Annotated in this window: 11 protein-coding genes; 3 read left to right on the top strand and 8 right to left on the bottom strand. The window is 71.9% G+C overall.

All coding sequences use genetic code 11. The features are described from left to right. Positions 1–16: 16 nt before the first annotated feature. On the bottom strand, positions 17–541 hold the full coding sequence (locus BJ984_RS09550; protein ID WP_179547818.1) for a GNAT family N-acetyltransferase: 525 nt from the start codon (positions 539–541) through the stop codon (positions 17–19). 119 nt (positions 542–660) lie between these two features. On the opposite strand from BJ984_RS09550, the gene BJ984_RS09545 reads away from it, so the two are divergent. Then, positions 661–1,254 carry a TIGR03086 family metal-binding protein gene (locus BJ984_RS09545; RefSeq protein ID WP_179547817.1) on the top strand — a complete coding sequence of 198 codons (594 nt, stop codon included), beginning with the start codon at positions 661–663 and terminating at the stop codon, positions 1,252–1,254. A 64-nt stretch (positions 1,255–1,318) separates the two neighbouring features. Here BJ984_RS09545 and gatB read toward each other — a convergent pair whose 3' ends face one another. The 6 genes from gatB to mnmA all read right to left on the bottom strand — a co-directional run bounded on the left by gatB (position 1,319) and on the right by mnmA (position 9,501). Beyond that, positions 1,319–2,836 (bottom strand): Asp-tRNA(Asn)/Glu-tRNA(Gln) amidotransferase subunit GatB, encoded by a 1,518-nt coding sequence (gatB, locus tag BJ984_RS09540; RefSeq protein ID WP_179547816.1) that lies wholly within the window; start codon positions 2,834–2,836, stop codon positions 1,319–1,321. After that, on the bottom strand, positions 2,836–4,380 hold the full coding sequence (gene gatA, locus BJ984_RS09535; RefSeq protein ID WP_179547815.1) for an Asp-tRNA(Asn)/Glu-tRNA(Gln) amidotransferase subunit GatA: 1,545 nt from the start codon (positions 4,378–4,380) through the stop codon (positions 2,836–2,838). The genes gatB and gatA overlap by 1 nt, the downstream gene beginning before the upstream one ends. Next, positions 4,380–4,679, bottom strand: a complete 300-nt coding sequence (gatC, locus tag BJ984_RS09530) for an Asp-tRNA(Asn)/Glu-tRNA(Gln) amidotransferase subunit GatC (protein WP_179547814.1) — start codon at positions 4,677–4,679, stop codon at positions 4,380–4,382. Before gatC ends, gatA begins: the two co-directional genes overlap by 1 nt. Positions 4,680–4,816: 137 nt before the next feature. Then, the gene (locus BJ984_RS09525; protein ID WP_179547813.1) at positions 4,817–5,842 is read right to left on the bottom strand and encodes an alpha/beta hydrolase; all 1,026 of its coding nucleotides are present in this window, start codon (positions 5,840–5,842) and stop codon (positions 4,817–4,819) included. A gap of 3 nt (positions 5,843–5,845) precedes the next feature. Next, complete coding sequence (ligA, locus tag BJ984_RS09520) at positions 5,846–8,377, bottom strand: NAD-dependent DNA ligase LigA (protein WP_179547812.1); 2,532 nt, start codon at positions 8,375–8,377, stop codon at positions 5,846–5,848. Beyond that, positions 8,377–9,501, bottom strand: coding sequence for a tRNA 2-thiouridine(34) synthase MnmA (mnmA, locus tag BJ984_RS09515; protein WP_179547811.1), 1,125 nt, complete (start codon positions 9,499–9,501; stop codon positions 8,377–8,379). The genes ligA and mnmA overlap by 1 nt, the downstream gene beginning before the upstream one ends. A gap of 120 nt (positions 9,502–9,621) precedes the next feature. On the opposite strand from mnmA, the gene BJ984_RS09510 reads away from it, so the two are divergent. Beyond that, positions 9,622–10,596 (top strand): endonuclease/exonuclease/phosphatase family protein, encoded by a 975-nt coding sequence (locus tag BJ984_RS09510; protein ID WP_179547810.1) that lies wholly within the window; start codon positions 9,622–9,624, stop codon positions 10,594–10,596. 72 nt (positions 10,597–10,668) lie between these two features. Here BJ984_RS09510 and glgX read toward each other — a convergent pair whose 3' ends face one another. Beyond that, positions 10,669–12,729, bottom strand: a complete 2,061-nt coding sequence (gene glgX / locus BJ984_RS09505; protein ID WP_179547809.1) for a glycogen debranching protein GlgX — start codon at positions 12,727–12,729, stop codon at positions 10,669–10,671. Between the two features lie 48 nt (positions 12,730–12,777). Here glgX and BJ984_RS09500 point away from each other — a divergent pair, with 48 nt between their 5' ends. After that, on the top strand, positions 12,778–14,040 hold the full coding sequence (locus tag BJ984_RS09500; protein WP_179547808.1) for a cysteine desulfurase family protein: 1,263 nt from the start codon (positions 12,778–12,780) through the stop codon (positions 14,038–14,040). The last annotated feature ends 10 nt before the right edge of the window (positions 14,041–14,050 follow it).

Genomic DNA, 14,050 nt, shown 5'->3' with positions numbered 1-14,050 from the left:
GGACATTTCTGCCTGCCTAGGAGGTGGGCTTCGCCAGCAGCGCGACCACCACCGAGCCGCCCTTCGTCGACTGGCGGCCCACCTCCTCGAAGCCGAGCCGTGCGTGGAAGGCGAGCGAGCCGGGGTTCGGCGGCTCGACATTGACCTCGCAGTCGACCTCGGCCGCGCCCCGCGCCCGCGCCTCGACGAAGACCGCGTCGTAGAGCCGCGGTCCGAGTCCCTCACCGCGGTGCCCCTCCCCCACGACGATGCGGTCGACGTAGAGGAAGCGATCGCCGCGCTGCGAGAACCAGCGGTAGTTCTCGCTGGCGTAGTCGGCGCCCGGCGCCAGGGCGAGCACGAAGCCGAGCAGCTCTCCCTCACGCGCATCCGGATGCCCGCCCCGCACCACCCCGGCCGCCAGCGCCGCGGCGCCGATGAGGGCGCCCATCTCCCCCGCATCGATGTCGTTCACCGCGGGCACCGCCGCGTGGTTGAGCTCGAGCAGACGGGGCACGTCGGCCTCGGTGAGGGGGCGCACGCGGGTGCCGTGGTGGGTCATGTGCCGACCCTAGCGCCCGCGCGGTGTTCGCTCTGCGCTGATCGGTCGTCGCATCGGGGAGCAGGAGGAATGCGCATCCGGGGCCCGTCATTGACAATAGAGATCGACAGGAGCTCCGGATGACCGCACGAACCCCCCTCGACACCGAGACCGCCCAGTGGCTGCGACTGCAGCGCCGCGCCCACCACGAGTTCGGCAGCCGCCTGGCCGCCGTCGAGGACTGGGACGGCCCGACCCCCGACACCGACTGGCGCGTGCGCGACCTGGTGCAGCACGTGATCGAGGAGCAGCAGTGGGTGCCGTGGCTGCTCTCAGGCCTCAGCACACGGCAGGCGAAGAGCCGACTGCGCGCGATCGAAGCCGATCTGCGGCACGAGTGGCACCGCTACTCGCTCGCGGCGACGACCGCGTGGCAGGATGCGGCGCCCGACTCCGAGGTGAACCTCGCGTCCGACACGGTGACCGTCGTGGAGTACCTCAAGGAGCAGGTGGCGGACGTGACGATCCACAGCTGGGACCTGGCGCGGGCCGTCGGAGCGCCCGAGGACCTCGACGTCGACCTGGTCGCGGCCGTGTGGACGGTGTTCGAGCCGCAGCGCGACGCCCTGGAGCTGAGCGGCCTGTTCGCGTCTCCCGTTCCGGTGGCCGACGACGCGCCGCTGCAGACGCGGCTGCTCGCACTCACGGGCCGCGACGCGCGCCTGGCCGCCTAGACCGACCGGACACGACGACGGCCCTTCCCGTTCCGGGAAGGGCCGTCGTCCGTGTGAGGGGCGGTTACTCGGCCGCCGCGCGCTCGAGCACGAGTTCGCGCACGCGGGCCGCGTCGGCCTGGCCCTTCATCGCCTTCATGACCGCGCCGATGACGGCGCCGGCGGCCTGCACCTTGCCGTCCTTGATCTTGGCGAGCACGTCGGGCTGGGCGGCGAGCGCCTCGTCGATGGCCGCGATCAGCGCGCCGTCGTCGGAGACCACCGCCAGTCCGCGGGCGTCGACGACCTCCTGCGGGGTGCCCTCGCCGTCGATGACGCCTTCGAGCACCTGGCGGGCCAGACGGTCGTTCAGCGCACCGCTGTCGATCAGGGTGACGAGCGCCGCGACGTCGGCGGGCGACACCAGTGAAGCAGGCTCGGCCGAGCGCGCGTTCGCGATGCGCGAGATCTCCCCCGACCACCACTTGCGAGCGGCGGCCGGCGACGCGCCGGCCTCGACGGTCGAGGTGACCTCGACGAGCAGCCCGGCGTTCTGCACGTCCTGGAACTCCAGGTCGGTGAAGCCCCACTCCTGCTTCAGCCGGCGGCGGCGTGCGGCGGGCGGCTCGGGCAGGGCGGCGCGGAGCTCCTCGATCAATTCGGCCGAGGGCACGACCGGCAGCAGGTCGGGCTCGGGGAAGTAGCGGTAGTCGTCGGCGTCGCTCTTCGGGCGCCCGGCCGAGGTGGTGCCCGTGTCCTCGTGCCAGTGCCGCGTCTCCTGCGTGATGGTGCCGCCGTCGGCGAGGATCTGCGCCTGGCGCTGGATCTCGTAGCGGATGGCCCGCTCGACCGAGCGCAGCGAGTTGACGTTCTTCGTCTCGGTGCGAGTGCCGAGCGGTGCCGGCGGCTCGCCGGGAGCGGTGCGCGGACGCAGCGAGATGTTCGCGTCGCAGCGCAGGTTTCCGCGCTCCATCCGGGCCTCGGAGATGCCGAGCGCCACCACGATGTCGCGAATGGTCGCCACGTACGCCTTCGCCAGCTCGGGCGCATCGGCCTCGGCGCCGTAGATGATGTCGGTGACGATCTCGACCAGCGGCACACCGGCGCGGTTGTAGTCGACGAGCGAGTACTCGGCGCCCTGGATGCGGCCGGTGGCCCCGCCGACATGCGTGAGCTTGCCGGCGTCCTCCTCCATGTGCGCGCGCTCGATCGGCACGGTGAACATGCGGCCGTCGGGCAGCTCGACGTCGACCGAGCCGCCGAAGGCGATCGGCTCGTCGAACTGCGAGATCTGATAGTTCTTCGCCAGGTCGGGGTAGAAGTAGTTCTTGCGCGCGAAGCGGCTCGAGGGGGCGATCGAGCATCCGAGTGCCAGTCCCAGGCTGATGCTGTACCGCACCGCCTCGCCGTTCACCACGGGCAGCGACCCGGGCAGGCCCAGGTCGACCGGCGTGATGTTCGTGTTGGGCTCGCCGCCGAAGAAGTTCGGGGCGTCGGAGAACATCTTGGTCTTCGTCGAGAGCTCGACGTGCACCTCGAAGCCGAGCACGGGCTCGAACAGCTCGAGGGCCTTGTCGAAGTCCATCAGTTTCGCGGTGGCCATCAGACGGCTCCTTCCTGCGCGGCCGCCATCTCGCCGGGGGCGAGATCGGGTGCCTGAGAGATCAGCGTGTGGCCCCACTTCTCTTCGAGCATCCGCTCGAGAGCCCCGCCGACGCCGTAGAGACGGGCGTCTTCGCGAGCGGGGGCGAGGAACTGGATGCCGACGGGCAGGCCGTCTTCACGGGCCAGGCCCACGGGAAGCGAGATGCCGGGGATGCCCGCGAGGTTCGCGGGGATGGTCGCGATGTCGTTGAGGTACATCGCCATCGGGTCGCCCGTGTTGGAGCCGAGCTTGAACGCGGTGGTCGGCGCGGTCGGCGAGACCAGCACGTCGACCCCGGCGAAGGCCGCGGCGAAGTCGCGCTGCACGAGCGTGCGCACCTTCTGGGCGCTGCCGTAGTAGGCGTCGTAGTAGCCGGCGCTCAGCGCATAGGTGCCCAGGATGATGCGACGCTTCGCCTCGGCGCCGAAGCCGACCTCGCGGGTCGCCGCCATGACGTCTTCGACGGTGCCGCCGCCGGGCGGGTTGACCCGCAGGCCGAAGCGCACGGAGTCGAACTTCGCCAGGTTCGAGGAAGCCTCGGCCGGCATGATCAGGTAGTAGGCCGCGATGGCGTACTCGAGGCTCGGCAGGCTGACGTCGATGATCTCGGCGCCGTTCGCGGCCAGCAGGTCGAGCGCCTCGCGGAAGCGCTCGAGCACGCCGGCCTGGAAGCCGTCGCCGTCGAGCTCCTTGATGACCCCGATCTTCAGGCCCTTCACGTCGCCGCGGCGCACGGCCTCGGCCATGCTCGGCCACTCGTCGGTGAGCGAGGTGGAGTCGCGCGGGTCGTGGCCGCCGATGACGTCGTGCAGCAGCGCCGAGTCGAGCACGGTGCGGCTGACGGGGCCGATCTGGTCGAGGCTCGAGGCGAGCGCGATGGCGCCGTAGCGGCTCACTCCCCCGTAGGTCGGCTTGACGCCGACGGTGCCCGTGACGTGGGCCGGCTGCCGGATGGAGCCGCCCGTGTCGCTGCCGAGGGCGAGCGGCGCCTCGAAGCTCGCGACCGCCGCGGCCGAGCCGCCGCCGGAGCCGCCGGGGATGCGCTCGAGATCCCACGGGTTGTGGGTGGGGCCGTAGGCGGAGTGCTCGGTGGTGGAGCCCATCGCGAACTCGTCCATGTTCGTCTTGCCGATCGGCACGAGGCCGGCCGCGCGCAGCTTGGTCATGACGGTCGCGTCGTAGGGCGGCACCCACCCCTCGAGGATCTTCGAGCCGCTCGTGGTGGGCATGTCGTTCGTGACGATCACGTCCTTGATGGCGATCGGCACACCGGCGAGCGGATGCAGGGCCTCACCCGCGCGTCGGCGCTCGTCGATCGCGGCGGCGGTGCGGCGGCTCAGCTCGGGGGCGGTGTGCAGGAACGCGTGCACCTCCTCGTCGACGGCGGCGATGCGGTCGAGGTGCGCGTCGGTGGCCTCGACGGCGCTGATCTCGCCGCTGGAGAGCTTCTCGGCGAGCGCGGCGGCCGGCAGCCGGACGAGCTCGTGGTCGTGGCGGGCCATCACTGCTCCTCTCCGAGGATCGCGGTCACGCGGAAGCGCGTGCCGTCGTGGTCGGGTGCACCGGCGATCGCCTGCTCGGTGGTGAGCGTGGCACCGGGCACGTCGTCGCGGTAGACGTTCTGCAGCGGGATCGGGTGACTCGTGGCCGGCACATCGGCCGTCGCGACCTCGGACACCTTCGCGACGTTGTCGACGATCGAGCCGAGCTCGCTCGTGAGGCTCTCGATCTCCTCGGGTGTCAGGGCGATCCGGGCGAGGTTCGCGAGATGCGCGACCTGCTCCTGGGTTATTTCGGACATGGTGCTCCGGTGTTCTGTTCGCGAAGGGTGTGGGGCAATTCTACGGGGTGGCCGCTTGCGGGGTCGGGGCGCAGATGGGCGGGCGTCGGAAGGCGGGCGTCGGGCTGTCGCGCCTCGGCCTTCGACCGGTGGGGCGGTCACCCGTCGGACCGCGGCCCCGTCACCTCGTCGAGGAAGGCGATGGTCGCGTCGAGGGTTCGGCGGGCGTCGGGGAAGTCGAGCTTGAACTGGTATTCGTGGGGCAGGGAGGGCTGGTGGTCGGCGGGCCAGAACATCGTGGTGACGGGGACGCCGGCCGCGCGCATCCGCTCGCTCAGGGGCACCGATTGCACGGCGGTGAGCCCGTCGCCGTTGCCGCCCGAGAGGAAGGCCGGCGGGAAGGCCCCGGTGACGGCGCGGATCGTGCTCATCGAGTCGGCCGCCTCGGTCGCCGACCAGTCGCGGCTGCCGGTGTAGGCCCGGAGGGCGCTCGTGAAGCCCCACTCGAGCACGCCGGTGAGGTGCGTCATGGCGTCGAGGTCGTAGATGCCGCAGTGCAGCACGATCCCGGCGAGCTGACCGGGCTCGAGGGCGGGGCGGATGCCCGTGCGGGCCGCGTACGCCGGGTTCACGATCGCGGCCGCGAGCTGGCTCGCGAGCTGCGCGCCCGCCGAGTCACCGGCGAGCACGATGCGACCGGGGTCGATACCGAGCTCGTCGGGGTGCTCGACGAGGTGGGCGAGGGCGTCGCCGAGCTGCTCCACGGCGGTGGGATAGGCGGCGTCGGGCGCGATCGTGTAGTCGACGGCGACACCGATGTACCCCGCTGCGGCGAGGTGGCGGAGGTACGGGGTGACGTGAGCCTTGCTCCCCGAGATCCAGGCGCCGCCGTGGATCCACACGACGACCGGCCGCGGTGCTGCGGAGTCGATCGGCGAGACGAGGTCGAAGGTGCCCCCGGCGCGGCCGGCGACGGGGCCGTAGGGCACGTCGTGCAGCTCGCGGAAGGGGCCGGGCGGAGCGTGGCGCTCCAGCTCGGCGACCGTACGGCGGGCGTCGCGGTCGAACACCGCGCGGATGGCCATCACCGCCGGCCACGGCGAGCTGCGCACCCAGACGGCAGCCGCGCCGAGGCCGGCCGCCGCCGCGATCACTCCCCCGACCGCGGCCGCGCGCCCGCGCATCCGCTACCCCTCGTCGCCGTCGGCCGCAGTCACGTCGACCGCTGCCTCGTCGTCGGGCGACGGTGCCGGCGTGGTGGGCTTCTTGGCACGGGGCGCCCGTTTCGCCCGGGGCTTCGTGGGCGTCGTCTCCGCCTCCCCGGCGGCCGGCGCGGCGTCGTCGCTCGCGGTGGGAGGGAGCGAACCATCCGGGTCGGCGTCGGCGGGGTCGGCGCCCGGGGGCGGGCCGAGGGCCGCCGGGCCCTCCGTGACCAGGAGCGCGAACTGGGCGGCGTCGATGATGCGGAGGCCGAGGGCCTCGGCCTTCGGCAGCTTGGAGCCGGCGCCGGGGCCGGCCGCCACGAAGTCGGTCTTCTTGCTGACGCTCGAGGCCGCCTTGCCGCCGGCGGCGATGATCGCCTCCTGGGCGCCCTCGCGGGTGTATCCCTCGAGCGAGCCCGTGGCCACGACGGTGATTCCCTCGAGCACCCCGCCCGCGCCGACGTTCGCGCCGGGCCCCGGGTGTCCCGGGGTCGCGAACTGCACGCCCGCCTCGGCCCACCGGTCGAGGATCTCGACGTGCCAGTCGACCTCGAACCACGCGATCAGCGCGTCGGCGATGATGCCGCCGACGCCGTCGACCGCCGCGAGCTCGTCGCGGGTCGCCGCCCGGATCGCGTCGAGCGACCCGAAGTAGTCCGCGAGCGCTCGCGCCGCGACAGGCCCCACGTGCCGGATGCTCAACGCCACGAGGATGCGCCAGAGCGGCTTCGTCTTGGCCTTCTCGATGTTCGCCAGGAGCTCGATGGCGTTCGAGGACGGCACCGAGCCGGCGTCGCCCCAGAACTCCGTCGCCTCGGGATCGTAGGCCGGGTCGGCGTCGCGCCCCGAGACCCGTCGCTTGCGCCGGAACGGGGTGACGAGCTTCGGCGTGCCGTCGTCGTTCAGCTTCTCGAGCCCGGTCTCGTTGTCGCGGACGATCACCCGAATGGGGAACAGGTCGCTCATCGTCAGTGCGAACAGCCCCGCCTCGGTCTCGAGCGGGGGTTCCGCCGGCTCGCTCGGCTGCGTCAGCGCCGCCGCCGACACCTCGCCGAGGCCCTCGATGTCGAGCGCTCCGCGCGATCCGACGTGCTCGACGCGCCCGCGCACCTGCGCGGGGCAGCTGCGGGCGTTCGGGCAGCGGAGATCGATGTCGCCCTCTTTCGCGGGCGCCAGCTTCGTGCCGCACTCGGGGCAGTTCTCGGGCATCACGAACGCGTACTCGCTGCCGTCGCGCAGCTCGACCACCGGGCCGAGCACCTCGGGGATGACGTCACCCGCCTTGCGCAGCACCACCGTGTCGCCGATCAGCACGCCCTTGGCCTTCACCACGTCCTGGTTGTGCAGCGTCGCCTGGCGAACCTCCGAGCCCGCGACCTCCACCTTCTCCATCACGGCGAACGGCGTGGCGCGCCCGGTGCGCCCGACGCTCACGACGATGTCGAGCAGCTTCGTGTTGACCTCTTCTGGCGGGTATTTGAAGGCCGTTGCCCAGCGCGGTGCGCGGCTGGTGGCACCCAGCTCCTCGTGCAGCGCGAGGTCGTCGACCTTCACGACGATGCCGTCGATCTGGTGCTCGACGCTCGAGCGGTTGATGCCGTAGCCGCGGATGAACTGCGCCACCTCGCCGATCGTGTCGAACACGCGGTAGTGCGTCGAGGTCGGCAGCCCCCACTCGGCCAGAAGTTCGTACACCTCGGACTGGGCGGCCACGGGCGGGTTCGGCCAGGCGCCGATGCCGTGCACGAGCATCCGCAGCCGGTGCAGACGGGCCGTCACGAGGGCCAGCTGGCGCTCGTTCTTGCCCTCGGACTTCTGCCGGAGCGAACCGGCCGCCGCGTTGCGCGGGTTGGCGAAGACACGCTCGCCCGCCGCCTCCTGGGCCGCGTTCAGCTCGTCGAACGACGCGACGGGGAAGAAGATCTCGCCCCGCACCTCGACGAGCGGCGGATGCCCGGAGCCCTTCAATCGCGCCGGGATCGAGTCGATCTGCAGCACGTTCTCGGTCACGTCCTCGCCGACCACGCCGTCACCGCGGGTGGCGGCCGTGACCAGCACTCCGTTCTCGTAGCGCAGGTTGATGGCGAGCCCGTCGATCTTCAGCTCGCTGAGGAAGCGCACGACCCCGCGGCCGGCGTCGCGCTGCACCTTGGCCGCCCACTCGTCGAGCTCCTCCTCGCTGAACACGTTGTCGAGGCTCAGCATGCGCTCGGCGTGCGTGACGGGGGTGAACATCGTGGTGACGGCGCGGCCGCCGACGGTCTGGGTGGGGCTGTCCTGCGAGCGGAGCTCCGGATGCTCGCGCTCGAGGTCGTCGAGCCGATGCACCAGCGCGTCGTACTCCTGGTCGGACACCGTCGAGGCGTTCTTCTCGTAGTACTGGTCGCGCAGCTCGAGGATGCGCGTGGTGAGCCGCTCGACCTCGACCGCCGCCGACTCGAGCTCGTCGGGCGTCTCCTCCGGCAGCGCCTCGTCTGCGGCGACCCCGTCGCCGGCCGTCTCGGCCGCGCGCGCCATCAGACCACCGCCATCGTGTCCGCCGCGACCGTGTCGGCCGCCACCGTGCGGTCGATCGTGCACTGCCCCATCACCCGCGTGCCCACGTAGACCACCGCGGTCTGCCCCGGGGCCACCCCGACGAGCGGCAGCACGGGCGTGATGACGAGCTCGCCGCCCCGAACCACGGCCCACGCATCCACCGGATCGGCGTGCGCACGGATCTGCACCTGACAGTCGAAGCCGCGCTCGACGTCGGAGGGCGCGAGCCCCGCCCAGGTGAACCGCGCACCGGCGATCTCGGCGATGGCGAGCGCTTCCTTCGGCCCCACGACGACCTCGTTCGTGACCGGCCGCACCTCCAGCACGAATCGCGGCTTGCCGTCGGGCGCCGGCATGCCGAGCTTGAGGCCGCGGCGCTGCCCGACCGTGAAGGCGTGTGCGCCCTCGTGCGAGCCGACGACGGCGCCGGAGCGGTCGACGATCTCACCGGTGGCGGTGCCCACGCGCTCGGCGAGCCACCCGCTCGTGTCGCCGTCGGGGATGAAGCAGATGTCGTGGCTGTCGGGCTTGTTCGCCACCGAGAAGCCGCGCTCGGCGGCCTCCGCGCGCACCTCGGCCTTGGAGGGCGTGGCCCCGAGCGGGAACAGGCTGTGCCGCAGCTGCTCGGTGGTGAGCACGCCGAGCACGTAGCTCTGGTCTTTCGCCCAGGCGGCGGCCCGGTGCAGCTCGGGGTTGCCGTCGGCGTCGGTCGTGACCGTGGCGTAGTGACCGGTGCAGACGGCGTCGAAGCCGAGGTCGAGCGCCTTCTCGAGCAGGGCGGCGAACTTGATGCGCTCGTTGCAGCGCATGCAGGGGTTGGGGGTGCGGCCGGCCGAGTACTCGGCGATGAAGTCGTCGACGACGTCGGCCTTGAAGCGCTCGGAGAAGTCCCACACGTAATAGGGGATGCCGATCTTGTTCGCCGCCCGCTGCGCGTCCATCGAGTCTTCGATGGTGCAGCAGCCGCGGCTGCCGGTGCGCAGGGTGCCGGGCATGCGGCTCAGGGCGAGGTGCACGCCGACCACCTCGTGGCCCGCCTCGACCGCCCGCGCGGCGGCCACCGCGGAGTCGACGCCACCGCTCATTGCTGCGAGAACCTTCATGCCGTCCAGCATACGGCGGGCCTCTGACACCGCCTCGGGAGCGGCCCGGCACAGGGTCCCTCCGGCGAATCACCCGCAGCACGGAGAGGATTGTCAGTCGTGCGGTGCAGAATGTCCCCGATGTCAGCACTGCTCGAGAAGCCGCGTCAGAGCGGCCGTCCGACACCGCCGAGGCGGCGGCGCAGCCGCCCCGCCCTGGCCATCGCGGTGTGCCTGGCCTCGCTCGCACTCGCTCTGCTGCTCGCTGCCCACGTGCTCGTGCCGCGGATGCTCGGGCTCTCGCTCATCGTCGAGTCCGCCCTCCCGTGGTTCGGTGCCGCGATCCCGGTGCTCCTCGTGGCCGGTCTGATCGCGCGCAGCCGGGGTGCGGTCGCCGCGGCCGTGATCCCCGCGATCGTCTGGGGCGTGATGTTCGTGCCCGCGCTGGTGCCGCTGACGCAGAGCGCCGGCGGAGCATCCGGAACCCTCACCGTGGCCAGCCAGAACGTCGAGGCGGACTCGGGCACCGCCGCCGAGTCGGCGCAGGCGCTGGCCGCCCAGGGTGCCGACGTGATCGGGCTGCAGGAGATGGACGACACGGCCCGCGCCGAGGTCGAGGCGGTGCTGAGCGAGAGCTACCCGCACTCCTACGGCATCGGCACGGTCGGCGTGTGGAGCAAGTACCCGATCGAGAACGCCCAGGCGCTCGACCTCGGGCTGGGCTGGCAGCGCGGCATCGCGGCCGACCTCGCGACGCCGACGGGGCTCGTCAGTCTCTACGTCATCCACGCGGCGTCGGCGCGGCCGGCCGACCACGAGGCCCGCGACGAGATGCTCGCGAACCTCGCCGACTACGTGCCGCGCGACGAGAACGCGCGGCTGATCATGATGGGCGACTTCAACGCGGGCAGCTCCGACCGCAGCCTCGCCGGTCTCACGGGTCAGCTCGCCGAGGCGAACCAGAACGGCGGCGGCTTCGGCTTCACCTGGCCGGCCGCCTTCCCGGCGACCCGCCCCGACCACGTGCTCTCGCGCGGCATGGACGTCACGTCGAACACCACCCTGCGCGCGGGGTCTTCAGACCACCTCGCGGTGATCACCACCCTCGCCCTGTAGCGAAGTGCGGCACGCGGCACGCGACGGCCGAGCGCGGCACGCGGCCGCCAAGCACGCCACACGCCACGCGCTCTAGTCCGAGAGCGCCCGATACAGCTGCAGCGACGCCGCCGCCACCGCGACCGCCGCCCCCGGCGCGACCCGCGGCAGCTCGTGCCCCGCCGGCAGCACCTCGTTCGACGAGTCCCAGAGCAGCTCGTACCCGACGACCCCCTCGTGCACCGGCAGCGTCACCGAGATCGGCGACTCCACCCCGTGGATCACCGTGAGGATGCGGTTCAGCGGCTCGTGCTCGGGCGTCGACGCCGCCACGTACTGCAGCGTGCGGTTCTCGGGCGAGTTCCAGTCGGCGATCGACATCGACTCCCCCGCGGCGTCGTACCAGTCCATCTGGCTCGACCCCGGCGTGCGCTCGCCGAACACGCCGTAGCGCACGGGCCGCAGGGCCGGGTTCTCCCGCCGCATCCGCAGCAGATGCTGGGTGGTGCGCCACAGGTCCTTCTGCCAGGTGCGCCTGTCCCACGACAGCCAGGTCAGCTCGCTGTCGTGGCAGTAGGCGTTGTTGTTGCCCTTCTGGCTGCGCCCGAACTCGTCGCCGGCGGTGATCATCGGCACGCCGGCCGAGAGCAGCAGCGTGCCCATCAGGTTGCGCATCGCGCGCCGCCTGGCCTGCTCGACGGACCGCGAGGTGGTCGGGCCCTCGATGCCGTGGTTGTACGACATGTTGTTGTCGGTGCCGTCGCGGTTCGACTCCCCGTTTCCCACATTGTGCTTGACGTTGTAGGCCGTCAGGTCGGCGAGGGTGAATCCGTCGTGGGCCGTCACGAAGTCGACCGAGGCGAGGGGGCCCCTGGCCTGCGCGAAGGTGTTCGACGATCCGGCGATGCGCGTGGCGAGCATCCCGACCCCGTCGCCCGGGTTGCCGTTCTCGCGGATCGACTTGATGTCGCGCAGCCAGAACTTGCGCATGCGGTCGCGGTAGCGGTCGTTCCACTCCGACCAGCCCTTGGGGAAGTTGCCGGTCTGCCAGCCGCCCATCCCGACGTCCCACGGCTCGGCGATCATCTTCACGTCGGCGAGCTCGGGGTCGCCGACGATGCCGGTGATCAGCGGATGCTCGTGGTCGTAGTAGTGGTCGCCGTTCCGCCCGAGCGTGGCCGCCAGGTCGAAGCGGAACCCGTCGACCTGCACGTCGTTCGCCCAGTACTTCAGCGAGTCGAGGATCAACCGCGACACGGCCGGCGTCGCGGTGTTGATCGAGTTGCCGCAGCCCGTGACGTCGACGTAGTCGCCCCGCGCCGTCTGCCGGTAGTACGCGGCGTTGTCGATGCCGCGGAAGCTGGTGGTCGGGCCCATCCGCCCCTCTTCGGCGGTGTGGTTGTAGACCACGTCGAGGATGACCTCGAGCCCCGCCTCGTGCAGCAGCTTGACCATGCCCTTGAACTCGCGCAGCACCGCCGCGGGCCCTTCGGCCTGGGCGGCGCGCGAGGCGTAGAGCGAGTGCGGGGCGAAGAAGCCGAGGGTGTTGTAGCCCCAGTAGTTCGTGAGGCCCTGCTTCTGCAGCCGTTGCTCGGAGACGAAGGCGTGCACCGGCAGCAGCTCCACGGCGGTGACGCCGAGGCTCTTCAGATAGCCGATCGAGGTGTCGTGGGCGAGACCCGCGTAGGTGCCGCGCAGGTGCTCGGGGATGCGCGGGTTGAGCTTCGAGAGCCCCTTCACGTGCGCCTCGTAGATGACGGTGTGATCGAGCGGGGTGTTCGGCTTGGTGACGCCGTGCCAGTCGAACTCCTCGTCGACGACGACGCTCCGCCACTGCTCGCGGCCGGAGCGCACCAGCCCGCGGGCGTAGGGGTCGATCAGGGCGAGACTCGGGTCGAAGGCGTTCTGCGGGCCGTCGGGGCCGTTCACGCGCAGCGTGTAGCGGCGGCCGGGGGCGAGGCTGCGGGTGCGGGCGCTCCAGACGTTCGACGCGTCGTCGCGCTCGAGCGGCACCGTCTTGTAGACCCAGTTCGGGTCTTTGCGGTCGTAGAGCAGCAGGTCGATGCTCGTCGCCGTCGACGACCAGACCCTCAGCTCTCCGCCGTGCGAGGTCTGGCGAACGCCCAGCCGGGCGAGGGGGTCGGCCGCAGTCATGCGACTTAGAGTAGTCACAGCCGGTTCGCCCACTGAAATCCCCTCATCATGCCTGTCTACCTCGACCACGCCGCCACCACGCCGATGCTCCCCACAGCCCGCGCGGCCTACGTCGACGCGCTCGGGGTGGTGGGCAATCCCTCGTCGATCCACAGCCAGGGCCAGCAGGCGAAGCGGATGCTCGAGGAGGCGCGCGAGGCGATCGCGGTGTCGCTCGGGGCCGAGCCCGTCGAGGTCATCCTCACCTCGGGCGGCACCGAGTCGATCAACCTCGGCGTGAAGGGGCTGTTCTGGAAGCGCGCGCCGCGCCGGGTCGTGCTCGTGCCGGGCGGGGAGCACCACGCGACGGTCGACGCTGTCGAGTGGCTGGCGTCGCACGAGGGGGCCGAGGTCGTGACGATGCCGGTGGATGCGCTGGGCCGCCTCCAGCCGTCGGTGCTGTCCTCGGCGCTGCAGAGGTACGGCGACGACGTGGCCCTCGTCAGCCTGCTCTGGGCGAACAACGAGGTGGGCACGATCAACGACGTGGCGGCGCTCGTGGCGGTGGCCCGGGCATCCGGAGTGCCCGTGCACGTCGACGCCGTGGCGGCCTACGGGTACCTGCCGATCGCGTTCGATGCGGTGGGGGCGGCGGCACTCAGCGTCTCGGCCCACAAGATCGGCGGGCCGGTGGGGGTCGGGGCACTGGTGCTGGCGCGGGCGTGGGAGGTGGAGCCGCTGATCCACGGCGGCAGCCAGCAGCGCGTGCGCTCGGGCACCCAGGACGTGGCGGGCGCGCTCGCCTTCGCGGCCGCCGCCACCTCCGCTGCGGCCGACCTGACACACCTTGCGTCAAGTGGGGGCGACCTGACACAACGTGCGGCAAGTGGGCGCGAGTCGCCACTGGTTGCGGCAAGTGGGTTCGTGGCGGAGCTCGCGGCGCTGCGGGATCGGCTCGTGGCGGGCATCCGGTCGGCCGTGCCGGAGGCCGTGCTGCGGGGCGACCCCTCCCCCGCGGGTCGCCTGCCCGGCAACGCCCACCTGACGTTCCCCGGCTGCGACGGCGACTCGCTGCTGTTCCTGCTCGACCTCGCCGGTTTCTCGGTCTCGACCGGTTCGGCCTGCCAGGCCGGTGTGCCCGAGATCTCGCACGTGCTGCTCGCGATGGGCATCCCCTCCGACGAGGCGCGCGGCGCCCTGCGCTTCACCCTCGGCCACGGCACCACGGCCGAGGAGGTCGACGCGCTCGTCGCCGCCCTCCCCGCCGCCTACGCCTCGGCCCGCCGGGCGGGCCACTCGACGAGGACACCCGCCCCGACCGCATTCGCCTGACCCCGAGACG

This window comes from Herbiconiux flava, assembly GCF_013409865.1.
GTDB lineage: Bacteria > Actinomycetota > Actinomycetes > Actinomycetales > Microbacteriaceae > Herbiconiux > Herbiconiux flava.
The sequence above is the reverse complement of the archived record's forward strand: the minus strand, read 5'-3'. Positions and strand labels throughout refer to the sequence as shown.

Excerpts from the sequence above, each read along its gene's own strand:
- BJ984_RS09550 (WP_179547818.1), bottom strand. The coding sequence starts at position 541 with ATGACCCACCACGGCACCCGCGTGCGCCCCCTCACCGAGGCCGACGTG.
- BJ984_RS09545 (WP_179547817.1), top strand. The coding sequence starts at position 661 with ATGACCGCACGAACCCCCCTCGACACCGAGACCGCCCAGTGGCTGCGA.
- gatB (WP_179547816.1), bottom strand. The coding sequence starts at position 2,836 with ATGGCCACCGCGAAACTGATGGACTTCGACAAGGCCCTCGAGCTGTTC.
- gatA (WP_179547815.1), bottom strand. The coding sequence starts at position 4,380 with ATGGCCCGCCACGACCACGAGCTCGTCCGGCTGCCGGCCGCCGCGCTC.
- gatC (WP_179547814.1), bottom strand. The coding sequence starts at position 4,679 with ATGTCCGAAATAACCCAGGAGCAGGTCGCGCATCTCGCGAACCTCGCC.
- BJ984_RS09525 (WP_179547813.1), bottom strand. The coding sequence starts at position 5,842 with ATGCGCGGGCGCGCGGCCGCGGTCGGGGGAGTGATCGCGGCGGCGGCC.
- ligA (WP_179547812.1), bottom strand. The coding sequence starts at position 8,377 with ATGGCGCGCGCGGCCGAGACGGCCGGCGACGGGGTCGCCGCAGACGAG.
- mnmA (WP_179547811.1), bottom strand. The coding sequence starts at position 9,501 with ATGAAGGTTCTCGCAGCAATGAGCGGTGGCGTCGACTCCGCGGTGGCC.
- BJ984_RS09510 (WP_179547810.1), top strand. The coding sequence starts at position 9,622 with ATGTCAGCACTGCTCGAGAAGCCGCGTCAGAGCGGCCGTCCGACACCG.
- glgX (WP_179547809.1), bottom strand. The coding sequence starts at position 12,729 with ATGACTGCGGCCGACCCCCTCGCCCGGCTGGGCGTTCGCCAGACCTCG.
- BJ984_RS09500 (WP_179547808.1), top strand. The coding sequence starts at position 12,778 with ATGCCTGTCTACCTCGACCACGCCGCCACCACGCCGATGCTCCCCACA.